The 25,678-nt window shown below is 73.1% G+C and carries 26 protein-coding genes; 17 read left to right on the forward strand and 9 right to left on the reverse strand.

The features are described from left to right. Nucleotides 1-30 precede the first annotated feature (30 nt). Entirely contained in the window at nt 31-669 is a 639-nt protein-coding gene (locus tag ACTWLT_RS11395; RefSeq protein WP_445318322.1) for a DUF6624 domain-containing protein, read from the forward strand. Nucleotides 670-705: 36 nt separating this feature from the next. On the opposite strand, the gene ACTWLT_RS11400 is transcribed toward ACTWLT_RS11395, so the two are convergent. Beyond that, the gene (locus ACTWLT_RS11400) at nt 706-1,110 is read right to left on the reverse strand and encodes a winged helix-turn-helix transcriptional regulator (RefSeq protein WP_445318323.1); all 405 of its coding nucleotides are present in this window, start codon (nt 1,108-1,110) and stop codon (nt 706-708) included. Nucleotides 1,111-1,198: 88 nt separating this feature from the next. Between ACTWLT_RS11400 and ACTWLT_RS11405 the strand changes: the two genes are divergently transcribed. Next, nucleotides 1,199-2,056 (forward strand): SDR family oxidoreductase, encoded by an 858-nt coding sequence (locus ACTWLT_RS11405; protein WP_445318324.1) that lies wholly within the window; start codon nt 1,199-1,201, stop codon nt 2,054-2,056. Nucleotides 2,057-2,163: 107 nt separating this feature from the next. On the opposite strand, the gene ACTWLT_RS11410 is transcribed toward ACTWLT_RS11405, so the two are convergent. Then, on the reverse strand, nt 2,164-2,526 hold the full coding sequence (locus tag ACTWLT_RS11410) for a hypothetical protein (RefSeq protein WP_252417557.1): 363 nt from the start codon (nt 2,524-2,526) through the stop codon (nt 2,164-2,166). 171 nt (nt 2,527-2,697) lie between these two features. Beyond that, nucleotides 2,698-3,402 (reverse strand): TetR/AcrR family transcriptional regulator, encoded by a 705-nt coding sequence (locus ACTWLT_RS11415; protein WP_445318325.1) that lies wholly within the window; start codon nt 3,400-3,402, stop codon nt 2,698-2,700. Nucleotides 3,403-3,465: 63 nt separating this feature from the next. Here ACTWLT_RS11415 and ACTWLT_RS11420 point away from each other — a divergent pair, with 63 nt between their 5' ends. The 6 genes from ACTWLT_RS11420 (at nt 3,466) to ACTWLT_RS11445 (ending at nt 9,138) form a co-directional block, all read left to right on the forward strand. After that, nucleotides 3,466-4,302, forward strand: coding sequence for an alpha/beta fold hydrolase (locus ACTWLT_RS11420; RefSeq protein WP_445318326.1), 837 nt, complete (start codon nt 3,466-3,468; stop codon nt 4,300-4,302). Nucleotides 4,303-4,456: 154 nt separating this feature from the next. Next, nucleotides 4,457-5,404, forward strand: a complete 948-nt coding sequence (locus tag ACTWLT_RS11425) for an ion transporter (protein ID WP_445318327.1) — start codon at nt 4,457-4,459, stop codon at nt 5,402-5,404. A gap of 107 nt (nt 5,405-5,511) precedes the next feature. After that, the gene (locus ACTWLT_RS11430; RefSeq protein ID WP_445318328.1) at nt 5,512-6,681 is read left to right on the forward strand and encodes an acyl-CoA dehydrogenase family protein; all 1,170 of its coding nucleotides are present in this window, start codon (nt 5,512-5,514) and stop codon (nt 6,679-6,681) included. Then, nucleotides 6,681-7,526 carry a phosphate/phosphite/phosphonate ABC transporter substrate-binding protein gene (locus ACTWLT_RS11435; RefSeq protein WP_445318329.1) on the forward strand — a complete coding sequence of 282 codons (846 nt, stop codon included), beginning with the start codon at nt 6,681-6,683 and terminating at the stop codon, nt 7,524-7,526. The genes ACTWLT_RS11430 and ACTWLT_RS11435 overlap by 1 nt, the downstream gene beginning before the upstream one ends. Next, complete coding sequence (locus ACTWLT_RS11440; protein WP_445318330.1) at nt 7,523-8,734, forward strand: ferritin-like domain-containing protein; 1,212 nt, start codon at nt 7,523-7,525, stop codon at nt 8,732-8,734. The genes ACTWLT_RS11435 and ACTWLT_RS11440 overlap by 4 nt, the downstream gene beginning before the upstream one ends. Before the next feature lie 50 nt (nt 8,735-8,784). Then, nucleotides 8,785-9,138 carry a TraR/DksA family transcriptional regulator gene (locus tag ACTWLT_RS11445; RefSeq protein WP_252417561.1) on the forward strand — a complete coding sequence of 118 codons (354 nt, stop codon included), beginning with the start codon at nt 8,785-8,787 and terminating at the stop codon, nt 9,136-9,138. A 7-nt stretch (nt 9,139-9,145) separates the two neighbouring features. On the opposite strand, the gene ACTWLT_RS11450 is transcribed toward ACTWLT_RS11445, so the two are convergent. Continuing rightward, nucleotides 9,146-10,561 (reverse strand): FAD-dependent oxidoreductase, encoded by a 1,416-nt coding sequence (locus ACTWLT_RS11450; RefSeq protein WP_445318331.1) that lies wholly within the window; start codon nt 10,559-10,561, stop codon nt 9,146-9,148. 38 nt (nt 10,562-10,599) lie between these two features. After that, complete coding sequence (locus tag ACTWLT_RS11455) at nt 10,600-11,097, reverse strand: GNAT family N-acetyltransferase (protein ID WP_445318332.1); 498 nt, start codon at nt 11,095-11,097, stop codon at nt 10,600-10,602. Between the two features lie 105 nt (nt 11,098-11,202). Between ACTWLT_RS11455 and ACTWLT_RS11460 the strand changes: the two genes are divergently transcribed. From ACTWLT_RS11460 to ACTWLT_RS11470, 3 genes are read left to right on the forward strand one after another with little or no spacing between them, the layout of a single operon-like run. Continuing rightward, nucleotides 11,203-11,580 carry an ArsR/SmtB family transcription factor gene (locus ACTWLT_RS11460; protein WP_445318333.1) on the forward strand — a complete coding sequence of 126 codons (378 nt, stop codon included), beginning with the start codon at nt 11,203-11,205 and terminating at the stop codon, nt 11,578-11,580. Continuing rightward, nucleotides 11,577-12,671 carry an ACR3 family arsenite efflux transporter gene (arsB, locus tag ACTWLT_RS11465; protein ID WP_445318334.1) on the forward strand — a complete coding sequence of 365 codons (1,095 nt, stop codon included), beginning with the start codon at nt 11,577-11,579 and terminating at the stop codon, nt 12,669-12,671. Before ACTWLT_RS11460 ends, arsB begins: the two co-directional genes overlap by 4 nt. A 15-nt stretch (nt 12,672-12,686) precedes the next feature. Then, entirely contained in the window at nt 12,687-13,094 is a 408-nt protein-coding gene (locus tag ACTWLT_RS11470) for an arsenate reductase ArsC (protein ID WP_445318335.1), read from the forward strand. 25 nt (nt 13,095-13,119) lie between these two features. Here the strand turns inward: ACTWLT_RS11470 and ACTWLT_RS11475 are convergent, their stop codons facing one another. The 3 genes from ACTWLT_RS11475 to ACTWLT_RS11485 form a co-directional block, all read right to left on the reverse strand. Next, nucleotides 13,120-14,580 (reverse strand): dynamin family protein, encoded by a 1,461-nt coding sequence (locus tag ACTWLT_RS11475; RefSeq protein WP_445318336.1) that lies wholly within the window; start codon nt 14,578-14,580, stop codon nt 13,120-13,122. Beyond that, complete coding sequence (locus ACTWLT_RS11480) at nt 14,577-16,433, reverse strand: dynamin family protein (protein ID WP_445318439.1); 1,857 nt, start codon at nt 16,431-16,433, stop codon at nt 14,577-14,579. The genes ACTWLT_RS11475 and ACTWLT_RS11480 overlap by 4 nt, the downstream gene beginning before the upstream one ends. A 115-nt stretch (nt 16,434-16,548) precedes the next feature. After that, a complete protein-coding gene (locus tag ACTWLT_RS11485; RefSeq protein ID WP_445318337.1) occupies nt 16,549-17,439 on the reverse strand; it encodes an IniB N-terminal domain-containing protein in 891 nt (296 codons plus the stop codon). A gap of 298 nt (nt 17,440-17,737) precedes the next feature. Here ACTWLT_RS11485 and ACTWLT_RS11490 point away from each other — a divergent pair, with 298 nt between their 5' ends. The 6 genes from ACTWLT_RS11490 (at nt 17,738) to ACTWLT_RS11515 (ending at nt 25,247) form a co-directional block, all read left to right on the forward strand. After that, nucleotides 17,738-19,003 carry an Hsp70 family protein gene (locus ACTWLT_RS11490; RefSeq protein ID WP_445318338.1) on the forward strand — a complete coding sequence of 422 codons (1,266 nt, stop codon included), beginning with the start codon at nt 17,738-17,740 and terminating at the stop codon, nt 19,001-19,003. A gap of 5 nt (nt 19,004-19,008) precedes the next feature. Beyond that, nucleotides 19,009-21,588: a helix-turn-helix transcriptional regulator gene (locus tag ACTWLT_RS11495; RefSeq protein ID WP_445318339.1), complete on the forward strand. Its 2,580-nt coding sequence runs from the start codon at nt 19,009-19,011 to the stop codon at nt 21,586-21,588. A 40-nt stretch (nt 21,589-21,628) separates the two neighbouring features. After that, a complete protein-coding gene (locus tag ACTWLT_RS11500; RefSeq protein ID WP_445318340.1) occupies nt 21,629-23,638 on the forward strand; it encodes a nitrate- and nitrite sensing domain-containing protein in 2,010 nt (669 codons plus the stop codon). Then, nucleotides 23,635-24,084: a roadblock/LC7 domain-containing protein gene (locus ACTWLT_RS11505; RefSeq protein WP_445318341.1), complete on the forward strand. Its 450-nt coding sequence runs from the start codon at nt 23,635-23,637 to the stop codon at nt 24,082-24,084. The genes ACTWLT_RS11500 and ACTWLT_RS11505 overlap by 4 nt, the downstream gene beginning before the upstream one ends. Then, nucleotides 24,062-24,442: a DUF742 domain-containing protein gene (locus tag ACTWLT_RS11510; protein ID WP_308209451.1), complete on the forward strand. Its 381-nt coding sequence runs from the start codon at nt 24,062-24,064 to the stop codon at nt 24,440-24,442. Before ACTWLT_RS11505 ends, ACTWLT_RS11510 begins: the two co-directional genes overlap by 23 nt. A gap of 70 nt (nt 24,443-24,512) precedes the next feature. Then, complete coding sequence (locus tag ACTWLT_RS11515; RefSeq protein ID WP_445318342.1) at nt 24,513-25,247, forward strand: cellulose binding domain-containing protein; 735 nt, start codon at nt 24,513-24,515, stop codon at nt 25,245-25,247. 3 nt (nt 25,248-25,250) lie between these two features. On the opposite strand, the gene ACTWLT_RS11520 is transcribed toward ACTWLT_RS11515, so the two are convergent. After that, nucleotides 25,251-25,412 carry a hypothetical protein gene (locus ACTWLT_RS11520; RefSeq protein WP_445318343.1) on the reverse strand — a complete coding sequence of 54 codons (162 nt, stop codon included), beginning with the start codon at nt 25,410-25,412 and terminating at the stop codon, nt 25,251-25,253. Nucleotides 25,413-25,678: the final 266 nt, after the last annotated feature.

Genomic DNA, 25,678 nt, shown 5'->3' on the forward strand with positions numbered 1-25,678 from the left:
GCCCGGCGAGAATCGGCGGCGGGAGGCCGAATGAGACGTCCGCTCCGGTTCCTGCCGCTGGCCGCCATGCTGGCCCTGTCGGCCTGCACCGACCCGGCCGAGCCGGCGGCCACCGCACCGCCGATCACCACACCTCCGCCGGTCACCACACCTCCGCCGGTGACCCGCTCCCCCGCCGCCTTCAACAAGGCGCTGCACGACGAGCTGGTCGCGATGTTGGCACGCGACCAGGCCGACCGCAACGGCACGCCGCAGACCGAGACCGACCAGGCGCGTACGGCGCGGCTGAAGGACATCATTCGTGTCCACGGCTGGCCGACGTTCGGCCTCGTCGGCCGGGACGGCGAGAACGCCGCCTGGGCGATCGCCCAGCACTCCGACTTCGATCCCGCCTTCCAGCAGCAGGCGATCGTCCTGCTGCGCGACGCCGTGGCGGCCGGCCAGGCCTCGCCGGGCAACCTCGCGTACCTGGAGGACCGGGTCGCGGTCGCGAAGGGCGAGCCCCAGGTGTACGGGACGCAGATCGGCTGCGGGCCGGACGGCCCCGTTCCGGCGACTCCGATCAGGGACGAGTCGGGTGTCGAGCAGCGCAGAGCCCAGGCCGGTCTGCCGACGCTGGCCAGCTACCTGGCCGAGATGACCACGATCTGCGCGCAGGACGCCAACTAGGCAGCTCGCGGAGGCTGGCGGAGGCGCCGACGAGGGCTAGGCCCGGTCGCGCTCGTGGGCGTCGCGGGCGGTCTGCAGCTCCGGCACCGAGCTCTCCAGCAGGTCGGCGAGGCCGCGCAACTGCTCGGCGACCCGGGCGCCGAGGGGGGTCAGCGAGTATTCGACGCGGGGCGGGATCGCCGTGAGGACCTCGCGGGTCAGCATGCCGTCGCGCTCGAGGGTCTGCAGGGTCTGGGAGAGCATCCGCTCGCTGACCCCGTCGATGCGCCGACGCAGCGCGTTGAACCGGTACCGCCCCTCGCCCAGCGCCAGCAGGGCCAGCGAGGCCCACTTCGAGGTGACGTCCTCGAAGGCCGCGCGGGAGGTGCACCCCCGCGCGAAGACATCGCTGACCAGTTCCTGGGTAGGCCCCGCCGGGTCCTGGGACGGCACGTCGTTCACCCCACCAGCCTACCGCACGGTTACGGACTAGCATGTGCTGTAGATTAGTAAGTGCTACTGATTTGCCATCGTCGCACCGGAGGTCTCCATGCCCACCTATGCCGTCACCGGCGCCACCGGCCGCCTGGGCCGCCTGGTGATCGAGCAACTGCTCGACGCCGGCGTACCCGCCACCGAGATCGCCGCCATCGTCCGCACCCCGGAGAAGGCGGCCGACTTCGCCGCGCGCGGTGTCGACGTCCGCAAGGCCAACTACGACGACCCCTCGACGCTGCCCGGCGCGGTGGCCGGCGTACGCCGCCTGCTGCTCATTTCCGGCGACACTCCCGGCCAGCGCGTGGCCCAGCACACCGCGGTCGTCGACGCGGCAAAGCTGGCCGGGGTCGAGCGCCTGATCTACACGAGCATCCTGCGCGCGGACACCACCACGAACCCCCTGGCGCCCGAACACAAGGCGACCGAGCAGGTCATCGCCACCTCGGGTCTGCCGTACACGATCCTGCGCAACAGCTGGTACACGGAGAACTACACCGACCAGCTACCGCAGTACCTGCGGAGCGGCACGATCCGCGGTGCCACCGGCGGCAGCAAGATCTCGGCCGCCACCCGGGCCGACTACGCCGCCGCAGCCGTCGCGGCGCTGACCCGCGAGGAGGACGGCAACGCCGTCTACGAGCTGGGTGGGACGGCCTTCACCTTCGACGAGCTGGCCGCCGCCGTCACGGAGGTCACCGGCGCCACGGTCGTCCACGAGGACCTGTCGGCCGCCGAGCTGGCCTCCGCCCTGGAGAACGTCGGGCTCGACGCGGGCACCGCCGGGTTCGTCGCCGCGCTCGACACCTCCATCGCCATCGGGGAGCTGGTGACCGACAGCGACGACCTCAGCCGGCTGATCGGCCGCCCGAGCACGCCGCTGCGCGAGGCCATCCGGGCCGCCCACGCCTGACCGGCTCCGTCCAGGAACACGCCGGGCGGGCGAGGGGTGCGTACCCGTCGCCCGCCCGCACTCCGGCAGCCCCCACGGTCGACACCTGCCGGAGACACCCCGGTCCACTACTCCGTCTCGTCGTCGTCCTCGTCGGTCAGCTCGGCCAGGACGTCGGCCGCGTCCCGGTTGCCGCCGTCGGCGAGCCGTCGAAGCTCGGCGAGGTCCACCCGCTCGGCCGCCAGCTCGACCAGCTGGTCGGTGGCGTCCCGGTCGCCCCGGTCGGACAGGCGCCGCAGCTCGTCCATGTCGCCGCGCTCACTGGCCAGCTCGACGAGCTGAGCCGCCGCGTCGGCGTTGCCGGCCTCGGCGAGCTGACGCAGCTCGGCCAGGTCACCCCGCTCACCGGCCAGCTCGACGAGCTGGTCGACCGCGTCCCGGTCACCCTTCGCGGCCCGTTCCCGCAGGCTCGGAAGATCAGAATCTGACACGGCCACACACCCCTCACGCACGGCAATCGCCGTCATCGTCGACCGTCGCGTACGGCCCGGTGGACCAGATCAGCCCCCGGGAGGCTCACCACCGAAACCTAGACAACCGGCGCCACGTCGGGCAGGCGAACGCCCCAACAGCGTCGGCTGGTGGCGCACCCCGCGCCGTTGTCAGCGGGCCGCGCCCTGAGGCTCGGTGAGGAGCAACCCGGTCAGCAGGCCGCGCAGGGTCCGCTCGAAGAGATCCGCCCGGGGCGCGGGCGCGGAGGGCCGACTGAACGCCGAGACCAGGTGCGGGTACGCGGCCAGATCGGCGCCGGCGAGGCTGAACGACCCGGCGGCGGCCTCGCTCCGGGCGAAGAGGCTCACCACGCCGGTCATCATCGCGATCGCCTCGAACTTGACGGTGACGGCGCAGTCGACGGGCTCCAGGATCCGGATGCAGTTGTCGAACCAGGCCAGGCTCTCGGGGCCGATGCCGGACGTCCGGTGACTGAGATCGAGCAGCCACGGGTGGCTCCGGTACAGCGCCAACTGCCGGCGGGCCAGCAGCAGCATGGCGTCCAGCCAGTCGCCCTCCGCCTGCGGGTAGGGCCGCAGCTCCCCCACGACCCGGTCGGCCATCAGGTCCAGGAGGTCGTCCCGTGAGGACAGGTACCGGTAGAGCGATCCGGCGCCGGTGCCGAGCGCGGTGGCGACGGCACGCATCGACACGGCGGCCAGTCCCTGGCCGTCGGCAAGCGCGACGGCCGCCGCCACGATGGCGTCGCGGCTGTGCGCGGGAGCGGGACCTCGGCTGCCGCGTTCGGGCCTGGTCCAGATGGGCTGCCGGTCGGTGTCACCACCACCACCGGACTTGCTGGGTGCGTCGCTCACCGATCTACTGTAAACTGCAAACGTCGTTCGCAGTTTAAGTCGTCGCGGAAGGGCGGACCGATCATGGAGCGGATCACGGCACGGGACGGCGCCAGCATCGCGGTGCACTCCACGGGCAGCGGACCCGGCATCGTCGTGGTGCACGGCGGCGGGGTCACCATCGACGTCTACCGTCGGTTGGCCACGGCCCTCGCCGACCGGTTCACCGTGCACCTCTACAACCGGCGGGGGCGGGCCGACGCCCCACCCAGGTCGATGCCCTACATGCTCGACCAGGAGATCGACGACCTGGCCACGGTGCTGGAGCACACCGGCTCCGGCAACGTCATCGGCCACAGCTCCGGCGGTTTCATCGCGCTCCAAGGCGCGCTCCGCCTGCCAATCGAACGGCTCGCCCTCTATGACGCCGCGATCTCCGTCGACGGCGGCTGGCCGTCCGCGTGGCTGGAGCCCGCCCGCGAGGCGCTGCGTCGCGGCGACATCGCCCTGGGCCTCGCCATCACCGCCGCCGGCATCAACCCGCAGATGGCGGCGGGGAGGCTCCCCCTCGGCGTGCGGACCGCCATCATCCGCGCGTTCATGCGTACCCCGATCGGGCGCACGATGGGCGAGTTGCTGCCGATGACGCTGGATGAGACCGCTCTGATCCTGGCGCACGACGGTCCGGCCAGCCAGTGGGAGGCAGTGACCGCCGAGGTGCTCCTGGCCTGCGGCACCGACGGCCCGCCCTACTACGCCGACGCCAACGAGGCGTTGGCCCGCACGTTGCCCCGAGCCAGGACGGTGACGATCCCCCGCAGCGGCCACGACGCCATCAACCGGGCGTTCCCGAGGATGGTCGAGCCGCTCGTCGACTTCTTCACGGCCCCGGTGACGCCGGAGCGCGCGCCCCGCACCTGACGGACCATCTGGCGCACGGTGCGCGAGGCCGGCCACGACTATTGATCTTGGCTAGGCTGACGGACATGCCCGAACGCCCCGCGCACCGCCATCACGACGGCCACCGGTGGGCCCACCCAGCGGCTCCGGAACACACCACCGAGTCGGTCGGCTGGTGAGTGGAGCACCCGCACCTGCCCAGCGAGACGCACCGAGCACCCTCGCGAGCCGCCGGTCCAGGTTGGTCGACGGCTGCGACCGGCTCGCCCGGTCACGTCCCTTCGAGATCGGCATCGTCGTCGTCATCCTCGCCAACGGGGTCGTCCTCGGCCTGGAGACGTACGACGGCCTGACCGCCGCGGGTGCGGCGCTGCACTGGCTGGAGCTGTTCTTCCGCGCCGTGTTCGTCGTCGAGATCGCCATCAGGCTGGCGGCGTACGGCAGCCGCCCGCGGGACTTCTTCCGGCACGGCTGGAACGTCTTCGACTTCGCGGTGATCGCGGCGATCTTCATACCGGGCCTGCACGGCGACTCGGCGCTGCTGCGCGTGGTGCGGGTCGCCCGGATGGTGCGGCTGGTGCGCTTCTCGCCGGGGCTTCGCACCATCGTCACCGCGCTGTGGCGCAGCCTCCCGGGCGTCGGCGGTTTCCTCGCCCTGGCCGTGGTGACGCTCTACGTGTACGGCATGGCCGGCTGGCTGATCTTCGGCAGCAGGTACCCGGAACAGTACGGCGACATCGGCCGCTCCCTGCTGACGTTGTTCGTGCTGCTGTCGCTGGAGACGCTGCCCGACCTCATCGAGCAGGGCATGGCCATCTCACCGTGGACCCTGCTCTACTACGTCAGCTATGTGGTCATCACCGTCAACCTCCTGCTCAACATCCTCATCGCTGTCATCGTCAACTCGATGGAGGAGGCACGCCGGCTGGAGATGACCGAACGGCTGGCCCCCGGGTACGACGAGGACGGTGACGGCGTACCGGACGAGGTGGACCGCATCGCTCTCACCCAACGGTTGGACGACCTGCGCGCGGTGATCGCCGAGTTGGAACGGGAACTGCGGATCGACCGCGACGACGGGCACGGGCGTTCCCACCGCGATGACGCCCGCACCAGGCGCTGACCTGACCCCTCGGTACCGCGACGGCTATCCGACGCTCTCGCGTGACGGTCGCCACATCGGATAGCCTCGGCAATGGTCCCGCCGGTCTGACTGAAGGGGACAGCCGCATGACGGCCAGTGTCGACAATGCCCACCCCAGCACCGACACCTCGGACACACTCGGCACGCTGATCGACGACGTGGTCCGTCCCGGGGCGGCGACCGTCGACCGGGACGCCGCCTTTCCCCGGCAGGGCGTCGACGCACTCGCCGCGGCCGGCCTGCTCGGCCTGGCATCCTCGACGGAGGTCGGTGGCGGAGGCCAGGGGATGCGCGTGGTCGCCCAGGTCGTCGAGCGGCTGGCCGCCGAGTGCGGGTCGACGGCGATGGTCGTTCTCATGCACTACGCGGCGACCGCCGTCATCGAGGCACACGGCCCGCGCGAGGTCCGGACGTCCATCGCCGCTGGCGAACACCTGACCACCTTGGCGTTCTCCGAGTTCGGCTCGCGCAGCCACTTCTGGTCGCCGACCGGCACCGCGACGGCGACCGACGACGGCACCGTCCGGCTCGACGCCAGGAAGAGCTGGGTCACCTCGGCGGGCGAGGCGAACAGCTACGTCTGGTCGAGCCTCCCTCTGACCCTGGGGGCCGGCCCGATGACGCTGTGGCTCGTTCCGGCCGACAGCGCCGGCCTCAGCGTCACCGGCGACTTCGACGGGCTCGGCCTGCGCGGCAACGGCTCCCGGCCGATGACCGCCGACGGGCTCCGGGTCCCCACCGACGCGATGCTGGCCGCCGACGGCGCCGGTCTCGACACCGCGCTCGGGGCGGTCCTCCCCTGGTTCCTGGTGCTGAACGCCGCGTTCTGCCTCGGCCTCGCGGACAGCGCGGTCGCCGAAGCCGGACGCCACCTCACCCGGACCACGCTCACGCACACCGGCGCCGCCCTGCGCGACGCGCCCGTCGCCCGGCGCGACCTCGCCCAGCTGATGATCCGCACCGACGCCCTGCGCGCCTTCCTCGGCGACACCCTCACCGCACTGGAGACCGGCCGGGACGATGCAATGCTGCGGGTGTTGCAGGTCAAGGCGCTCGCCGGCGAGACGGCCGCCGACGTGACCGACGGTGCGATGCGGCTCTGCGGCGGCAGCGCGTTCCGCAAGGAGCTGGGCCTCGAACGCCGGTTCCGCGACTCTCGGGCAGCCCGGGTGATGGCACCGACCACCGACGCCCTGCACGACTTCGTCGGCCGCGTCGCCACCGGGCTGCCGCTGCTCGACGAGGTCAACCGCTGATGGCGGCGCCGGCCGTCCTGATGGGCGCGGTCGCCTACGACCCCAAGGTGGTGACCATCTGGGAGGGCTTCCGCGCCTGGCTGCGAGGCCGCGGTCTGGATTTCGACTTCGTCCTCTACTCGCACTACGAGCGGCAGGTCGAGGACCTTGTCGCCGGCCGGATCGACGCGGCGTGGAACTCGCCCCTCGCGTGGCTGCGGGCCGAACGGCTGGCCGCGGCCAGCGGCAGCACCGTGCGAGCGCTCACCATGCGCGACACCGACCGGGACCTCACCTCGGTCGTGGTGGTGCGCGCCGACTCACCGGCGCGACAGGCCGAGGACCTCGCGGGGAGGCTGGTCGCCGTCGGTGCCGTGGACAGTCCACAGGCGACGCTGATCCCGCTCGGCCACCTCGCGGCGGCCGGTGTGGAGGTCGACGTACGCCGCTTTGACGTGGGCGTCGGTCTGCACGGCGACCACATCGGCGGCGAGCGCGACGCGGCCCGAGCCCTCATGGCCGAGGAGGTCGACGCCGCCTGCATGATCGACGCCAACCACCTGGCGTTCGTCCGGGAGGGCACGCTGCCGCCGGAGGGCACCCGGATCGTCGCGCAGACCGCGCGATACGACCACTGCAACATGACGGTACGTGACCCCGCGAACGACGGGGTCCGGCTCTTCGGCACGCTGCTGCGCGGCATGTCGTACGCCGATCCGCAGGTGCGGCCGTTGCTCGACCTGGAGGGCCTGACGGTCTGGGAGGACGGCCGCACCACGGGGTACGACGCCCTCGCCCGGGCGGTCGACGCGAGCGGGTTCTACGCCGCCGACGGGCGGGTGACAGCCGAGGGCTACCGGCCGTGAGAGCCGTACCCGCCGCCGAGATCCACCTCGGCGGCCTGGGCTTCGGCCGGGGAGCGCACCTGCTGGTGCAGCGCGCCCTCGCCGGGTTGCCACCCGGTGGCCGGCTGGCGGTCTCCGGCCGCGACCCGACCCTGCCGGTGCACCTGCCCGCGTGGTGCCGGAGCCGGGGTCACCGGCTCGAATGGCCGGATCCCGCCGACCGGAGCGAGCTGGTGGCGGTGGTCGTCCGGGGCACGGCCGATGACGACCGCTGGTTCGGCGCGGAGCGTGCGGGCCCGGCCCGGCCCACGGCGCTCAGCGGCCGCCCGCCGCCACGGTGGGGCCTCGGCGCCCGCGGCGCGCTGCTGGAGGCCGGCGGCCCCGAGGCCCGCTTCGACCTGGACGAGCGCGATCTGGTCTGGGCCGACGTCGCGCCGAAGCTGTACGCGCAGGCGGCCGCCCGACAGTGGGACCCGGAGTCCGCGGTGCCGTGGGACGACGCGTTCGCTCTGCCGGCCGACGTCGAGGCCGCGGTGGTGCAGGTGATGACCTACCTCGTCGAGAACGAGCAGGCGGCACTCATCGTGCCGGCGCGTTTCGTCGGGCGCATCCATCCGCATTTCCGCGAGGTGACGCAGCTTCTCGCTGTGCAAATGGCCGACGAGGCCCGGCACATGGAGGTGTTCAGCCGGCGGGCGCTGCTGCGGGGCGCGGAGCTGGGCACCTCGTCTGCCGGCGGCAGGCAGTCGCTCTTCACGCTCGTCACCGAATCCGACTTCGCCCTGGCGTCGTTCCTGCTCTCCGTGCTCGGTGAGGGCAGTTTCGTGGACCTGCTCTCGTTCCTGGAGCGGAACGCCCCGGACCCGGTGACCCGCCGGATCTGCTGGCTGGCGATGCAGGACGAACGCCGGCACGTGGTGTTCGGCATGGCGCACCTGGAGCACCAGGCCACGGTGGACCCGCGGCTGCGCGACCGGCTGCGCGCCGCCATCCACCGCCGCCACGACGCGCTCATCGACACCGCCGGCCTCAACGCGGACGTCTTCGACGCGCTCGTCGTGCTCGCGGCGGGCGGCTGGCACCCCGACGACGTGTCCGCCGGCTTCGACCGGGTGCAGGAGCTGCGGCACGCGATGGATCAGGGTCGGCAGCGCCGGCTGGTACGGCTGGGCTTCCGAGCCGACGAGGCGGCCGCGCTCTCCGCTCTGCACACCCGCAACTTCATGTAGACCGGCGACACCTCGGCCCGTCGGGGTGACCACGGTACCGTTGAACGGTCATGAACAGGGACGACAGCTCGATCCGCGCGGCACTGCTACGGCTACGCGACGAAACCGCGGCTCAGGCGACAGCCCTGGACGGCGATCTGCGGAGCCTCTTCGAGGCGTCCCGGTCGTCCAACGCCGATGACGAGCACGACCCCGAGGGCAGCACGATCGCGTTCGAGCGGGCACAGCTCACGGCCGTCCTGGACGCGGCACGCCGGCGCCTCGCCGAATTGGACGTCGCGTTGCAACGGGTCGATGCCGGCACGTACGGCGTGTGCGAGCGTTGCTCACGGCCGATTCCCGCTGAGCGGCTGGTCGCCCGCCCCTCCGCGCGTACGTGTGTGGCCTGCGCCGGCCGAAGGTGACACCGCGTCAGCCGCAGCAACCACCGGCCTGACCGTCGCCGGGTGCGGCGTCGAGGGCGATGAGGTTGAGCGGCGCGGAGAGCAGCCCACCGGGGACGCCGGTGGCCAGCCCGCGTGCGGCCGGCTCGGCGGTCGGCACCGGCCCGCAGCAACTGTCGCCGGTCGCCGAGTCGGCGGGGTTGCTGTTGCAGACCCCGGTCTCGGGAAGGTCGAGTTGGACGTCGCGGGCGGCGGTCCAGTCTCCGGCGAGGGCGGCGACGACGGAGCGGACCTGCTCGTAGCCGGTGGCCATGAGGAACGTCGGCGCGCGGCCGTAGGACTTCATGCCGACGGCGTAGTAGCCGTCCTCGGGGTGTGCGAGTTCGTCGACGCCGTGTGGGGGCACGGTGCCGCAGGAGTGCTCGTTCGGGTCGATGAGCGGGGCGAGTGCGCGGGTGGCGCCCATGATCGGGTCGAGGTCCAGGCGCAGTTCGGAGGCGATCGAGTGGTCGGGGCGGAAGCCGGTGGCCGCGACGATGCGGTCCACGGTGACTGACTCCTCGCCGCCGTCGCCGTGCCGGACGACCACCGCCACGCGTCCGCCGGCCGGGGTGAGGGCGTGCACGGAGAACCCGGTGAGCAGCCGGATCCGGCCGGCGTCGACGTGCTCCCGCAGCCGCGAGCCGAGCGCGCCACGCGCCGGGAGGGCGTCGGCGTCCCCGCCGCCGTACGTCCGCGCCGGTGACGCGGTCCGGATCGCCCAGGTCACCTCGGTGCCCGGCTCGTCGGCGGCGAGGTCCGCCAGGGACAGCAGCGTGTTCGCCGCCGAGTGACCGGCACCGACGACCAGGGTGTGCCGCCCGGCGAACCGGGCCCGGTCGGCGCCGAGGACGTCCGGCAGCGCGTGCTCCAGGTATGCCGCCACGTCGGTCTCACCCCGGGCGGGCAGGCCGGACGCGCCGAGGACGTTGGGCGTGCCCCAGGTGCCGGAGGCGTCGATGACGGCGCGGGCGAGCACCTCGTCGCCGTTTGCGAGGCGGATCAGGAACGGGGTGGACTCCCGGCCGGCGGTGCGCAGCCGATCCAGGCCGAGACGGCTGATCGCCTCGACCCGCGCGCCGTAGCGCACGTGCGGCTTGAGCTGGGGCAGCTGCGCGAGAGGTTGGAGGTAGTCGCCGGCCAGCTCCGCACCGGTGGGCAGGGCCGCCGGGTCGGGGGCGACCCAACCGGCCTCGTCCAGCAGCCGACGGGCGGCGGGGTCGATGTCGTAGCGCCACGGCGAGAAGACCCGCACGTGCCCCCACTGCCGTACGGCGGCACCCGCGGTGTCACCGGCTTCGAGGACGGTGAAGGGAATGCCGCGCTCGTGCAGGTGCGCGGCGGCGGCGAGACCGGTGGGGCCGGCCCCGATGACCACGACGGGCAGGGCGTCCAGTGGGCTCATGGCATCTCCTCTGTTGGTGATGGTCCGGCACCGTTTCGTCAGGTGACGGCGGGACTGCGGCGTTCCAGCAGGACGACGTCCCGCCAGCGGTCGTGGTGGCGGCCGACCCGCTCGCGGACGCCGATGACCCGGAACCCGGCCCGCTCGTGCAGCGCCAGGCTGGCGGTGTTCTCCGGAAAGATGCCGGACTGGATCGTCCAGATGCCGGCGGCCTCGGTCGAGGCGATCAGCGTGCCCAGCAGCAGCCGGGCGATTCCTCGCCCCTGGGCGGCCGGGTCGACGTAGACGGAGTGTTCGACCACGCCGGCGTAGACCGCGCGGGCCGAGGTCGGTGAGACGGCGATCCAGCCGAGGACCGTGCCGTCGCTGTCGACGGCCACGAAGCGGTGCGCGGCCAGCCTGGCGGCGTCGAACGCGGCCCAGGTCGGCGCGGTGACCTCGAAGCTGGCGTTGCCCGCGTCGAGCCCGGCCTGGTAGATCGCCAGGACCCGGTCGGCGTCGCCGGTGGCCATGGGGCGCACGGTGATGTCGGCCATCAGCAGCCTCCCGTTCGGGTGGAGGGACCTTCCTCCGGACGCCTGTCTCGACGTCTGTCGAATCAGACGTTTGCACGTTGATTAGAGAGATGTCAACCTAGACGCATGTCGAAGCAATCGGCCTCCCTCGCCCTCGTCGACCTGACGGCCGACGAACCCTGCTGCCCGCCCCTGGCGGAGCGGCGCGTCCCGGCCGAGACCGCCACGCAGCTCGCCCCCGCGTTCAAGGCCCTGGGCGATCCGGTACGGCTCCAGCTCATGTCGATGATCGCCTCCGCCGAGGGCGGAGAGGTGTGCGTCTGTGAACTGACCCCCGCCTTCGACCTGACGGGTCCGACGATCTCGCACCACCTGAGGACGCTGCGCGAGGCGGGGCTGGTCGACGCCGAACGTCGGGGCACCTGGGTCTACTACCGCGCCCGGCCGGCCCTCCTGCGCCAGCTCGCCGCACTGCTCACCGTCGCGCCGGCCTCCGTCGCGTGAGCCGCCTGACGGACGTCGAGCCGGCCGAGAGCGCCGTGGCTGGTCGCCTCTCCCGACTCGACCAGTTCCTGCCGGTCTGGATCGGGCTGGCCATGGTCGCCGGGCTGCTCCTCGGTCGTCTCGTCCCCGGCCTGAACGGCGTGCTGGACTCGGTGACGGTCGGTGGGATCTCCCTGCCGATCGCCGCTGGTCTGCTGACCATGATGTACCCGGTGCTGACCAAGGTCCGCTACGACCGGCTCGACACCGTCACCGCCGACCGTCGACTGCTGGTCTCCTCGCTGGTCCTCAACTGGCTCGTCGGCCCGGCCGTGATGTTCGCCCTGGCCTGGATCTTCCTGGCCGACCAGCCCGCGTACCGGACCGGCCTGATCATCGTCGGCCTCGCGCGTTGCATCGCCATGGTCATCATCTGGAACGACCTCGCCTGCGGCGACCGGGAGGCCGCCGCCGTCCTCGTCGCGCTCAACTCCGTCTTCCAGGTTCTCGCCTTCGGCCTGCTCGGCTGGTTCTACCTGTCCGTGCTTCCCGACTGGCTGGGCCTGTCCGGCACCGCCCTGACCGTCTCGGCCTGGGACATCGCCCGCAACGTGCTCATCTTCCTCGGGGTTCCGCTGCTCGCCGGCTACCTCACCCGCCGCGTCGGCGAACGCGCCAGGGGCCGCGAGTGGTACGAGTCCCGCTTCCTGCCCAGGATCGGCCCCGCCGCCCTCTACGGGCTGCTGTTCACCATCGTGATCCTGTTCGCCCTCCAGGGGGACGCCATCACCAGCCGACCCCTGGACGTCGTCCGCATCGCCCTGCCGCTGCTGGTGTACTTCGCACTCATGTGGGCCGGCTCCTACGCCCTCGGTCGAGGCATCGGCCTCGGCTACGAACGCACCACCACCCTGGCCTTCACGGCGGCCGGCAACAACTTCGAACTCGCCATCGCCGTCGCGATCGGCACCTTCGGCGTCACCTCGGGCCAGGCCCTCGCCGGGGTCGTCGGCCCACTGATCGAGGTGCCCGTCCTGGTCGGGCTGGTCTACGTCTCCCTGTGGGCGCGACGCCGGTTCTTCACGCCCACCCACCCCGCGGCCACCGCGTGAGCGAAGGAACTCATCATGAACGACAAGCCCAGCGTTCTGTTCGTCTGCGTCCACAATGCCGGCCGCTCCCAGATGGCCGCCGGCTGGCTCCGCCACCTCGCCGGTGACACCGTCGAGGTCCGCTCGGCCGGCTCCGCCCCCGCCGCGACGGTCAACCCCGCCGCCGCGCAGGCCATGCGGGAGGTCGGCATCGACATCACCGACCAGACCCCCAAGCTCCTGGAGTACGCGACCGCCGAGTCGTCCGACGTCATCGTGACGATGGGCTGCGGCGACACGTGCCCGGTCTTCCCCGGCAAGCGCTACGAGGACTGGAAGCTCGACGACCCGGCCGGCAAGGGCGTCGAGGCCGTCCGCCCGATCCGCGACGAGATCCGTGCCCGGGTGGAGACGCTCCTCGCCGAGCTGCGCCCTGCGGCCTGAGCCCGACACGGCCTACCCGTCGACCTCACCGACCGCCCGCGGCCAGCTCGGCGAGCATCCCCTCACAGCTGCGGACGACGACCTGCGCTCCGCGCCGCTGAGCCAGCGGAAGCAGAGGATCCTCCGCCCGGTCCCGCCACCGCCACTGGGCATCGGCGGCGACCTCCCAGAGCCGCTGCACCGTCGCCTCGTGCTCGACACCCAGCCGGGCGGCGAGCCCGACCCCGTCGCCCCCGATCAGCCGCTGCGCCTCGGCGACCAGCTCGGCGTCGAGCCCCAGCCGGGAGTTCCGCAGTGCCACCAGCAGGCGTAGCTCCCGGAACTCGTGCGCACCGGCGAGGATCTGCTCGATCGCGCCGACCAGCTCGTCGGCGCCACGCGTGGGCTCGGCCCGCAGCAGGGCCTCCACGGCGGCCAGCGCCGACCGGGCCTTGAGGGTGTCCCGGCGGTCGATGAAGCAGCGCGTCACCGCCTCGCGCAGCTCGGTCAGACCGCTGCGCCGGATGAGTTCGGCGGAGAGCTTCACCCGGCTGTCGAAACCGGAACGGACCAGGGTGGTCGCCAACCGGATCCCGAAGAGCCCGAACCGACCCAGCAGTTCGGCGCGGACCTCGGGTTCCAGCCGTACCGGCAGCTCGCCCCGGAGGAAGCGGTCGGCGGAGAGCAGGTGGGCCTCCAACTCCGGTCGGGCCACCCCGGCCAGCATCGCCAGCGCCGCGAAGTCGGACTCGCCGAGCACCCGGCCCGCCAGGCCGATGGCCCCACTGCACGCCACCACGTTCACGCAGAGCGCACTGACCCGCGGATCCCGGTGGTGCCGTCGGGCCAGCTGGCGGGCGGTGAGCAGCCCGTCGATGCGGCCGCCGCCGGTCTCGTCCGCCCGGGACAGCACCATGATCACGTTCACCGGGGCGGCCTGGCCGACGGCACTCTCCCTACTGGACTCCAGCACCCGCAGATCGCTGTCACGGCCGTCGCGGGTCAGGTACAACACCGCGTCCGAGTCCCGCAGCACACGCTCCATGACCGGCGGGTGACCCTGCTCGCCGGTCTCGGTGACCGCCGGGGTGTCGATCAGCGTGACCTGCCGCAGTGCCCGGGTCGGCCACTGCACCACGATGTCGCGCACCTCCCCCGCCCGCCAGCCGAGGTCCACCCGCATCCCGGTCGCCGACTTGAGCACCGTCAGCTCCTGCGGAGGCTGACCGGCCGGATAGGCGGTGGCGCGGGGCTGGGCGCCGTCCTCGTACCAGGTGAAGACGCCGTCGGCGCCCTCGACCGGCGCGACCTCCTCGCCCATCAGCGCGTTCAGCACCGTCGACTTGCCGGAACGCCAGGGGCCGGCGACCGCGATCCGCAGCGGTTGCTCCAGCCGGGCCACCTGGTGCCGCAACTCCCCCAGGGCTCGGGGGTTGCCCTGGTAGACGTCGATGGCCTGGTGCAGCAACCCCCACGCCGCCTCGTCCAGCCTCATCCCGACGGTCACGGCCGGGGCTCCAGCAGCACCGGGGCGGAACGGGCGCCGCTCAACTGCTGGGCCTGCTCGTAGAGCGCGGCCAACCGGGTCATCTTCAGTCGGATCTCGCGCTGCCGCTGCTCGCGCAGGGCGACATCGGTGTCGGCCTCCTGCTTCGCGCTGCGGAACGACTGGACGATGGCCTCCTGCAACTCCTCGGTCAACCCGGTGAAGTGGTCCCGCAGCATCCGCTGCACCTGGCGGGTGGCGTCCCGGCAGTCACGGATCATCCGGACGAAGAAGTCGTCGACGTGCCGCTGGATCGCCGTCTTGACCGTCGACTGGCGACGGCGGAGCAACTGCTTGCTCTCGTCGCGGATGCTCTTGCCGCCGAAGAGCGCACCGATGCCGACCGAGACCGGGTTGATCATCGGCATTCCGGCCAGCGTCGTCGCCAGACCGAACATCAGCATGCCGCCGTACGAGCCCTTCATGCCGGTGAAGAGCTTCTGACCAGTGGTGAACCGGTCGATCCTCGGTCGTTCCAACTCTGGTAGCCGGTCGCCGAAGTCCTCCGGCATCGTCATCGACCAGGGCGGCAGCACGTCGTAGCCGTACCGGGCGAAGTTGGCGGCCACCCGGCGGGCGATCCAGTCACAGCGCTGGATCAGCCACTCGTGGTTCGCCTCGGCCGCCTCCACCAGGCTCCGCTCCAGCCAGTCCTGGAAGGTGTCCCAGGCGACCAACGGATCGGCCGTGTCGAACGCCTCGTCCACCGTGCGCAGGATCTGGCGGGTCCGGTCGCGCAGGTCGTACTCGATGTCGGAGAGCAGGTCCGCCATCTCGTCGTTGAGGGTGTTCTGCCACCGGGTGGAGCAGCGGCGCAGCTCGTCGACCTCACGCTGGGCCGCGTGCAGCCGGGAGATCGGCCCGGACTGCTCCTCGGCCTCCTGGGTCGCCAGCTCGGCGCGCAGCGGCGCGGCCAGCTGCTCCACCACCGTCCGGGCCACCCCCTGCACCGAGGCCCTGGCCAGCTGGTCGGACTTGCCGGCCAGGTCCCGCTGCAACCGGGCGATCAGCGCGGGAAAACCGGACTCGGCGTTGAGGGCGCGGTCGTCGGACGCGGCGGCGCGCAGCCGCAGCGCCGCCGAGACCGGGATCAGCGGTACCGGAACTCCGGCCTCGGCCAGGTGCTGTCGGTTGCGCTCGGCCACCGCACGCCAGTCAGCCACCAGATCTGTCTTGCTCTGCACCACGACCACGTTCGGATGCGAGCGCAGGACGTGCAGCAGCATGTTCAGCTCGGTGACCGAAAGTTCCCGGGTGGAGTCGGAGACCAGCAGCACGGTGTCCGCGCGGGTGGGAGCGGCGATCGGTGCGGCGCTGCCGAGCGTGGCGATCTCGTCGGTGCCGGGAGTGTCCACCAGCACCAGTCCGCCACCGAGCAGGGCACGGGGCAGCCCGATCTCGACGTACGCCGGGCCGCCACCGGGCCGACGCCCGACCGTGCCGGCCACCCCCGCCGCGACCTGGTTGAGCGCCACCGGGGTTCGCTCGACGATCGACGCGGGTGCGGCGCCGGTGGGCCGGCCCGGGGCCGGAGGCGGCGCCTGGACAACGGCCGCGCTGGGGGCGGCGGCGTGCTGCACCACCGTCGGCAGGACGGTGGTGCGGCCGTCGCCGACCGGGCAGGCCGGCGCGTTGATGATCGCGTTGATCAACTGGCTCTTGCCCTGGTTCGGCTCGCCGATGACCAGGACGCGGAGCTTCGGGTCCAGCAGTTGGGCACGCCTCTGCCGCACCGTCTGCAGCAGGTCGCCTCGTCCGTGTGTGGTGCACGTCCGGGCGATTTCGTCCAGCACGTCCAACCAGATCCCGGCCATCACCGCACCAAGTGTGCGGATTTCGGCTCAATTATCAAGAGGGACCGGTTGTGGAACCCGAGAGGGCCGGATCGCCCGAGACGATCCGGCCCTCCGCTCCTACCGGGAATCCCCGTCAGAGCAGACCGCCGGTGATGCCCAGCAGTCCGTTGTCGGACGAGGCGTGCCCCCCGTCGTGCGAGTCGCCGAGCACACCGTCGGTGACCCCACCGGTCACGTCGCCGACGGTGCCGGTGACACCGGGGACGAGCCCGTCCACCTGGTGCGTCACGCCACCCACGACGGACGGCACGTCGAGCGGCGGGACCACGCCGCCGACACCGCCACCGTGACCCAGGCCCAGACCGCCCAGGGTGTCGTCGACGCCGAGGGAGCCGACGACACCGTCGAGCTGACCGGTGGTGCCGGAGATGAGACCACCGGTCAGGTCGCCGCCGAGCAGGCTCGGGTCGCCGGTGCCGAGCACGCCGACCGGGTTGCCGACCGTGCCGGTGACGTCACCGATCACCGGGTCGACGATGCCGTCCACCGGCGCCACTACGTCGGCGTCGAGGGTGTGGGCCACGTCGTTGACCCCGGTCAGGTCGGTCTCGAGGCCGCTCGGACCGACACCCAGGCCGATCCCGGGCAACACGGTGACCCCGGCGGCGACGGTCGCCGGGTCGACCGCGATGGCGCCCAACACGCCGGCCTTGACGTCCAGGCCGGTCGGAGAGCTGGTGATGCTGATCTGCTGCGCCACGCTCTGCAGCTGACCGACCACGTCGGTGGCGTCGGTGACCAGCGGGTCGAACCCGAGCTGTCCGACGGGGGCCAGCGGCGCGAGGCCCTGCCCCGGGGCGTAGTCGACCACGAGCGGAACCACGTCCTGCACGTCGGCGGCGGTGATGTCGGTGAGCCCCGCGGCGTTCAGGGCACCCTCCGGGTCGAGGTCGAACGCCGACCGCGCGTCAGGGTTGGTCAGCAGGTCGAGCACGAAGTCGTGAAGGGTCTGGTTCGAGTCCATGTGCCGGTTCTCCTCGGATTGGCGTCGGCGACCGTCGTTCGTCGACAGTGACGTTATTGCGGGGAGCGGCCGTGGGCATCGGGGCTGCACCCGCATCCGGTGCCGCCGCGTTAGGGCCTCCGCGACCTCCTACGTTAGGGGGACTGGGGGAAACCGTCCCGGTCAGATTAGGGTCCCGAGCGGGAGGCGATCTCTGGTACGAACGTAGGAGCCCGCGGGGGTTCGCCGGGGGTGGGTCGTCGGGCAGCACCGACGCCATCGCCATCGGCCAGCCACCTCACGGGGAGAGAAGAGACGGATGCCGTACGTCCTGGGGATAGACATCGGAAACACCAATACGGCCGCCGCGGTCGCACGGCGACAGGGTACGACCTGGACGCGCCCCGAGGCGGTGCCGCTGAACGCCGGCACACCCCTCGTACCCTCGGTGTTGTACCTGTCGACGGACGGTTCCCTGCACATCGGCGAGCCCACGACCGACGACGGCAGCCGCACCACGCGCGACTTCGTCCGCCGCATCGGCGACGACGTGCCGCTGCTGCTCGGCGGCGAACCGTGCGCACCGCAGACGCTCACCGCCGAGCTGGCGACATGGGTGGTCGAGCGGGTGTACGAGCTGGAGGGCGGCCCGGCCGAGGCGGTCGTGCTCAGCCACCCGGCGAGCTGGCGACCGTACCGGCGGGAGTTGCTGCACCGGGCGCTGTTCGACCTCGGCCTGCGCAACGTGACGCTGCTGCCCCACACTGTCACGGTGGCCGAGAGCCACGCGGCGCACGGCTTCGGGGGCAGCACGGCCGCTGTCTACGCGCTGGGTGGCAACAGCTTCGAGGCGGCGCTGGTGCGGCGCACCCCGCGGGGCACGTACGAGAGCTTCGGCACGCCCCAGGGCCTCGACCCGATCGGCGGGGCCGACTTCGACGAGGCGCTGGCCGGGCACGTACGAACGGTGCTGGCCCGGGAGCTGGCCACCACCGCACGCCGGGACACCAACGCCGCCCTGCGCGGGCTCCCGTCGCAGTGTGACCGGGTCAAGCGTGAGCTGACCGTCGACCTGACGGCCGACGTGGTGCTGACCCTGCCGACCGGCCCGGCGCGGATTCCGGTGACCCGTGCCCAGTTCGAGGACATGATCCGCCCGACGGTGCAGGCCACCGTCGACCTCCTGCTCCGGACCGTGCGCGGTGCCGGGCTGAAGCCGGCGCAGCTCGACGGCGTCCTGCTCGCCGGCGGCTCCACCCGCATCCCGCTCGTCACCGAGCTGATCAGCGCGGCTCTTCCGGTCCCTGTCGAGGTGGAGCCGGATTCGCAGCTGACCGCCGCCACCGGTGCGGCGCGGGCGGCCTGCCAGGTGGTGTCGCCGCGTCCCCGCCGTCCGGAGCCGGTACGCGAACCGGCGCCGGTCAGCGGCGCCGGCCGGGCACCCCTCCCGGCGCCGCGCCGCCCCCACCACGACACCACCGTCCCGGGCGATCCGCCACCCCGACCCCCGGTCCGGATCCTGCCACTCGACCTGCCGAAGGCGTCCCGCCTGGCGCTGTCTCTCAGCCGGGGACGCGAAGGATGACCACAATGATCATGAATGATGTCGCCGAATCCAGACTGGTCCTCGGCAAGGGGCCGAAGGCCCTGCTGGACACGGTCTCGGAGGACCCGACCGGCCCGCTCACCGTCGGCCTGGTCGGGCCGGGCGGCCACGGCAAGTCCGCACTGCTCGCGGAGCTGGCGCGGGTCCACCAGCACGCCGGGATCCCCGTACGCACCGGGGCTCCCGAGCCCGGCGACCCGGTCGCCCCCGACGCGCTGCTGCTGGTCGACGACGCGCACCTGCTCGACGACGTACGGCTCGGGGAGCTGCTGCGCCTGGTGTCCACCCGCCGGCACCGGGTCGTGGTCGCCCACCGCCCGTGGCCCCGGTCGGCGGCCCTCATGGAGCTGGCCGACACCCTGCGCCGGGACGGGCAGGCCGTCCTGCTCACCCCGTTCACCCGGGAGCAGACGGCGGCCTATCTCGACGCCGCGCCCGAGCCGGGTCGGCGGAGTGACCTGGTGGACTTCGTACAGGCGCAGACCGGCGGTGTGCCCCGGGACGTCGAGCGGCTGGTCCGTGGACTGCGCGGGCCGCAGGGCAGCACCGTCGAGCCGCCCCGGTCGGTCGTCCTGGAGTTCGGGCCGGACCTGGAGGTCCTGCCCTCCGACGTCCGACGCCTGATGCTCGCCGTGGCGGCGGGCGTGCCGCTGCCGGTGAGCATGCTCGGCGCGCTGCTGGGCCGCGAGCCGGAGGCCGTCGACGAACTGATCGCCCTGACCAGGGCTGCCGGGCTGCTCGGCGCCGACGGCCGGCTCGCGCCGATCGTGCGGCGGGCCGTCACCACGCTCAGCCCGGCCAACGATCGCGCCGCGGTCTGGCGGAAGCTCACCGAGCTTCAGCTCGCGCGGGGCGGCGCGGTGCTGCCGCTGGTCCGCTCGCTGCTCGCGGCCGGTGTGCTCGGCGACTGCCCGGCCCCGACACTGGCGGCCGCCGCCGAGGAGGCGCTGGCCGAGGAGCCGGCCTTCGCCGCCGAACTGTTCGCCGCCGCCACGGCCGCCGGCCTGCCGGCGAGCGCCCGGCAGGCGCTCGCCGCCGCGCTCGCCGGCAACCTCGACGACGCCCTGCGGGTGGCGGACCGGCTGCTGATGACGGCCGCGCCGATCGACCGCACCGAGGCTGCCATGGTGGCCGCGACCGCCCTGGCGCACCGCGGGCACGTCGGGCGCAGCGTGGAGCTGTACCGCTGGTCGGGCACCGCGTCGTCGGTGGCGTTCGCCACCGTCGGCGGGCTCGCCTCCGGCGACCTGACCGCCGCCGCCGAGCCCGCGTCCGGCGAACCGGCCGGCGAACCGGCCGGCGAACCACCCACGCTGCACGCCAGCGCCGCCCGACTGATGGCCGACGGGGTACGCGAGAGCGTCACCGGCCCACCGACGGCAGCGCTCTCCGCCCTCGTGCAGGCCGCCGCGCTGCTGGAGCCGGCGGGGCGGGCGGCACTCCTGCCGGACAGCCCGGCGGCGCTGGCCGCCCTGACGGCGGTGCACTGTGGCGAGCTGGAGATCGCCGAGCGGGTGCTGCACCGGGCCCTGGTGGCCGGTGTCGGCGGCCCTCTGATGGCCCGCCGCCACCGGCTGCTGCAGGCCTGGATCCTGATGGTCCGGGGCCAGACGCACGCCGCGGCCGAGCACCTCGCCGCGGTGACGGTCGACGGCCGGCCGTTGGAGTCACGTGACCTGCTCTTCGCCGCCGCGCTGCGGATGGGCATCGGCCGGCGCAACAGCGACCTCGGGGCGCTCAAGCGTGGCTGGGGGCAGGCGTTGGAGGCGGTGGTCCGGCACCCCGTCGACCTGTTCACGCTGCTGCCGCTGGGCGAACTCGCCATCGCGGGCGCCCGGCTGGGTGACCTGGCCCGACTCGACCCGTACCTGCGGGAGGGCCGGTCGCTGCTCGGCCGGCTCGGCGAGCCGGCACTGTGGAGCGTCCCGCTGCACTGGAGTGGGCTGCACGCCGCGATCCTCACCGACGAGCCCTCGGTCGCCGACGAACACGTCGCCGCCCTGCTCGCCGCCGCCGGCCACAGCAGGTACGCGGCCGTGGTCGCCGCGGCCGCCGAGAGCTGGGTGGAGGTGCTCCGGGGCGTGGTCGACCCGGTCCGGGTGGAGGCCGCCGCCCGAGGTCTGCACGACACCGGGCTGTGCTGGGACGGCGCCCGCCTCGCCGGGCAGGCCGCGATCCGGACCTCGGACCGCCGGGCGATGACCACACTGCTGGAGTGCGCCCGGGTGCTCCAGGGCCGGCCTGCCGGCGCCAACGGCGGGCAGCGGCCGCCGGCCGGCGAGGGCACCCCCCAGGTCGCCGACGCCATCGCCGGTCCCACCCAGCAGGGGCTCAGCGACCGCGAGTACGAGGTGGCCGAGTTGGTGCTGGCCGGGCTGACGTACCGGGAGATCGGCGACCGGCTCTTCATCTCGGCCAAGACGGTGGAACACCACGTGGCCCGGATGCGCAACCGGCTGAACTGCGCCAACCGCGCGGAGCTGCTGGCTCTGCTGCGCACCGTCGTCGCCGACCGCGCCAGCAACGCGGCCGGGCAGCCGTGGCCGCGACGGTCGACCCGATGAGACGACCCCGTGGACACCGGCGGACCGAGCGGAGCGGAACGTGACCGAGGACCGGCCCATCCGGATCAGGCTCGTCGCGCTGGCAGCCGTGCTGGTCACGCTCTGGTCGTACGCGGCCTACCTGACCGGCCAGGACGCCGCCGACCTGCTCCGGGTACGTGCGCTGGCGGACACCCTGGGCCAACCGATCGACCGGCTGATCCTGAGCCTGCAGGCCGAACGCCGGCTCACCGCCGAGACGATCGCCCAGGGCGAGCGGGCGGGGACGGCGCTGGACGGCGCACGCCAGGGGACCGACCGGGCGGCGGCCGAGGTGCGCGCGTTCACCGAGGGCACCGATCTGCGGCTGCTCACCGCCGGAACGGTCCGCGACCGGGCCGACGAGCTGGTCCGGCGACTGAACGGCCTGGGCGCGATCCGGTCCCGGGTGGACGCCGAGCAACTCGACGGCGCCGAGGCGACCGACGGCTACGACCAGCTCGTCACCGTGGCGTTCGGTGTCTACGGCCCGGAGTGGGGCGCGTACGAGAGCGAGCTGGCGGCCGACACCCGCGCGGTGATCGCGTTGGCGCGTGCCCGCGAGCTGCTCGCCCGGGAGGACACCCTGGTCAGCGCCGCCCTGGCCGGCAACCAGATCAGTGCCGACGAGCGGCGCCGCCTGGCCGAGCTGGTCAGCAACCAGCGGTACGCGCGCGCCGAGGCGACCGCCGGGCTGGCGATCGACGGCCCCGGAGAGCAGCAGGGACTCCCGGTGGACCCCCGGTTCGAGGGCCTGCTCGCCCTGGAGGACGGGCTGCTGCGCACCGGCGGCACCGACCCCCTGAGCGGGATCACCATGCCCGACTGGCGGGCCGCGGCGGACGCCGCCCTCGGCGCCCTGCACGAGCTGGTGACCGTCACCGCCCGCAGCAGTGTCGAGCGGGCCACGCCGGGTGCGGCCGTGATCGTCGCGCGTACCGGCGCGGTGGTGGGGCTCGGTCTCATCGCGGTGATCGCGGTGCTGTTGAGCTGGGCCGGCACGATCCGACGGCTGACCGGCGAGCTGGCCCGGTCGGGCACCGACCCCGACCGGTGGCAGCCACCGGCCGGCCCGACCGGCACCGCGCTGACCCACCCCGACATCGCGGAGGACGTCGGCCCGGTCCCGACCCCGGGTCCCACGGCGGCGGAGCGCACCCAGGACCTGTTCCTGCGGGTGACCCGACGCAACCAGGTCCTGCTCCGCGACCAGCTCAATCTGCTGGACGGGATGCAGCGGCGGGAACGCGCCGCCGAGGAGGCCGACGAGCTGTTCCGGCTCGACCACCTCACCACGCGCGTCCGGCGCAACGTGGAGAAGCTGATCACCCTCGGCGGCGCGACGCCCGCCCGCCGGTGGCGGCGCCCCGTGCCACTGCTCGACATCGCGCGCGGCGCGGTCGCCGAGGTGCCGGACTACCACCGGGTTCTGATCGCGCCGCACTGGCCGTGGTCGCTCGCCGGTCCCGCCGTCACGGACGTCATCCACCTGCTGGCGGAGCTGATCGAGAACGCTCTCGTCTTCTCGTCGACGGAGACGACCGTCCGCGTCGCCGGGGAGCACCGGCCGCAGGGTTGCGCGATCGTGGTCGTCGACGACGGACCGGGCCTCGACGCGACCGCGCTGGCCGAGGCGAACCACCTGCTCGGCAACCCACCACCGGACGGACCGCCCGTCGGCCCGGCGGGGCTGTACACCGCCGCAGTGCTCGCCGCCCGCTGTGGCGCCCGGGTCTCGCTGCGTCCCAGCCAGCGCGGCGGAACGGCGGCGATCGTGCTGCTCCCGACCGGACTGGTCACGCCGACCGGCGCCGTGGGTGGACGACCCGGCACCGCCGACGGAGCGGCCACGTCGCCTCCCCGCCCTGCGAACCCGCCCGAGCGGGCCGGCGCCGGCGCGACCGGCCCGGGCGGCCACGGCGAGCTGCCGATGCGCATCCGCCAACCCGGGCCGAGCGGCCCCCACGCCGGCAGCGCCGGCCCCGAGACCGTCGAGCTGCCGGTCGCCAGAGCAACAAGGAGACATCGATGACGCATGCAGTGGTCACCAGCGACAGCCTGACCGGCGCCCTGGACCGCCTGGTCGACCGGGTGCACGGCGCGGAGTTCGCCGTGGTCCTCTCCCCGGACGGTCTGCCGCTCGGCGCTTCCCGGCACGTCGGAGCGAAGCTGGCCGAGCAGATCTCCGGTGTGGTCGCCGGCCTGCTGGCGCTGGGGCAGGCCACCACCCGGACGTGCGACGCGGGCGAGCTGCGTCAGATCGTGGTGCAGATGTCGCGGGCGTTCCTGTTCGTCGCCACCATCCGGAACGGGACCATCCTCACCGTCCGGATCGCCGGGGACGACGCCGAGGTCGGCGACATGGCGTACGAGGTGGCGCTCTTCGTGGGGCAGGCCGAGCGGCACCTGCCCGTCCGCCTGGAACCGGCCTCCTCGGCGATGAGCGGGGACTCTGGTGTACACCACCGGCGCGGCTGACGAGGCGTGGTACGACGACGACGCCGGCCCGGTCGCCCGCCCGTACACGATGACCGGTGGGCGCACCGCGCCCGAGCGCGGGCGGTTCGACCTGATCTCGCTGGTCGTCGCCCGGCGGGCGGTGACGCCTCGCGCACCGCTCTTCCCCGAACAGGCGCGGATCGTGGAGCTGTGTCACCATCCAGTGTCGGTGGCTGAGGTCGCCGCCGAGCTGGATCTGCCCCTGGGCACCGTCCGGGTCCTCCTCGGCGACCTGCTCACCGCTGGGCTGATCGAGACACACGAACCGCCGACGCTGTCGGAGCTGCCGTCCGAGGATCTGCTCAAGGCGATCCTCGTCGGGCTTCGCGCGCTGTAAGGGGCGGGTGCCGAGGCGACCCGGGAGGTCGCAGGCGCGCGTCCGGGACGAACTGAAGGGGAGACAGGTAGTGCCGGCAACACCGCCCCAGCCACGGCGTACCGCGGCGATCATTCTGCTGGACCGGGTCGTGGCCATCGCCTCGGCCGTCAAGCGGGCGTTCACCGGTCGCGGCGACGGCTCACGGGCCACCTGGGTGGCCGTGATCGCGGCGCTCGGGGTGCTGGTCGCGACGGCGGTCTCCGTCGTCGGTGTGCTGCGTACGCCGGAACGGCTGGCACCGGTGACCCTCAACCCGTCACCGTCCACCGACCAGGTGAGCACACCACCGGCCGGTACGCCCCGGGCGCAGGCGAGACCGGCGGCCACGAGCCCGACCAGACCCACTCCCCCGCCGGCCACGCCCACCGCCGAACCGTCGACCAGCACGCACGCATCACCGCCGTCGACGGCCTCGACGGCCTCCCCCACACCGGCGCCCCTGCGCGCCGACTTCGCCATCGCGGAGAACGCCCTGCTCAGCTACGGTGCCGCCGTGACGATCAGCAATCCCGGACCGGTGCCGGTGACAGAGTGGACGCTGGTCGTCACCCTGCCCCGGGATTCGCTGCGCGTCAGCTCGGTCGAGGGCGCGCGGGCCAGCCAGGACGGTGCCGTGTGGACGTTCGTCCCGGACGGCAGCGCCGGGCAGGTGCCCGGCAGCGCCTCGGTCCGGGTGACGTTCCGCGTGAACGGCTCGACGGTCGGCTCCGCCCCCACGGCGTGCACCGTCAACGGCGCCGCATGCGCCGGCCTGCCGGACTGACCGTCAGTTGCTGGCCGTCCCTCCGCAGGCCCACCTCCCGTCGCTGCCGTCGAACACGCCGAACGTCCCACGCCAGACGCCCGGGCTCACGTCATTTCCCCACAACACCGCCTGACCGGCGTCGGCGGCGATGGTCGCCACCGTCCGCAGGAACGACAGGCTCACCTCGGGCCACTCGCCTGCCGAGAACCCGGGGCGTGGCGACCGGTCCGCCGTCGCGGCGAACGTCGACTCGTACCGGGGCAGGGCCAGTTGGTCGAGACGTGCCGACAGCTCGGCGGTCTCGGTGACGGTCAGCCAGCCGTGGATCCCCTCGGTGACGCCGAACTGATAGCCCAGTACCGCGCCGCAACTCCACCAGCGCCGGCACGACCTCGTCGCGGTAGCGCTCGTGGTCGAACACGAAGATCTCGGCGTCCGCGCCCACGATC

This window comes from Micromonospora yongxingensis (assembly GCF_052601155.1).

Excerpts from the sequence above, each read along its gene's own strand:
- ACTWLT_RS11435 (WP_445318329.1), top strand. The coding sequence starts at position 6,681 with ATGGCGGCGCCGGCCGTCCTGATGGGCGCGGTCGCCTACGACCCCAAG.
- ACTWLT_RS11490 (WP_445318338.1), top strand. The coding sequence starts at position 17,738 with ATGCCGTACGTCCTGGGGATAGACATCGGAAACACCAATACGGCCGCC.
- ACTWLT_RS11495 (WP_445318339.1), top strand. The coding sequence starts at position 19,009 with ATGATCATGAATGATGTCGCCGAATCCAGACTGGTCCTCGGCAAGGGG.
- ACTWLT_RS11480 (WP_445318439.1), bottom strand. The coding sequence starts at position 16,433 with ATGGCCGGGATCTGGTTGGACGTGCTGGACGAAATCGCCCGGACGTGC.
- ACTWLT_RS11470 (WP_445318335.1), top strand. The coding sequence starts at position 12,687 with ATGAACGACAAGCCCAGCGTTCTGTTCGTCTGCGTCCACAATGCCGGC.
- ACTWLT_RS11450 (WP_445318331.1), bottom strand. The coding sequence starts at position 10,561 with ATGAGCCCACTGGACGCCCTGCCCGTCGTGGTCATCGGGGCCGGCCCC.
- ACTWLT_RS11430 (WP_445318328.1), top strand. The coding sequence starts at position 5,512 with ATGACGGCCAGTGTCGACAATGCCCACCCCAGCACCGACACCTCGGAC.
- ACTWLT_RS11395 (WP_445318322.1), top strand. The coding sequence starts at position 31 with ATGAGACGTCCGCTCCGGTTCCTGCCGCTGGCCGCCATGCTGGCCCTG.
- ACTWLT_RS11460 (WP_445318333.1), top strand. The coding sequence starts at position 11,203 with ATGTCGAAGCAATCGGCCTCCCTCGCCCTCGTCGACCTGACGGCCGAC.
- ACTWLT_RS11455 (WP_445318332.1), bottom strand. The coding sequence starts at position 11,097 with ATGGCCGACATCACCGTGCGCCCCATGGCCACCGGCGACGCCGACCGG.
- ACTWLT_RS11505 (WP_445318341.1), top strand. The coding sequence starts at position 23,635 with ATGACGCATGCAGTGGTCACCAGCGACAGCCTGACCGGCGCCCTGGAC.
- ACTWLT_RS11445 (WP_252417561.1), top strand. The coding sequence starts at position 8,785 with ATGAACAGGGACGACAGCTCGATCCGCGCGGCACTGCTACGGCTACGC.
- ACTWLT_RS11405 (WP_445318324.1), top strand. The coding sequence starts at position 1,199 with ATGCCCACCTATGCCGTCACCGGCGCCACCGGCCGCCTGGGCCGCCTG.
- ACTWLT_RS11485 (WP_445318337.1), bottom strand. The coding sequence starts at position 17,439 with ATGGACTCGAACCAGACCCTTCACGACTTCGTGCTCGACCTGCTGACC.
- ACTWLT_RS11420 (WP_445318326.1), top strand. The coding sequence starts at position 3,466 with ATGGAGCGGATCACGGCACGGGACGGCGCCAGCATCGCGGTGCACTCC.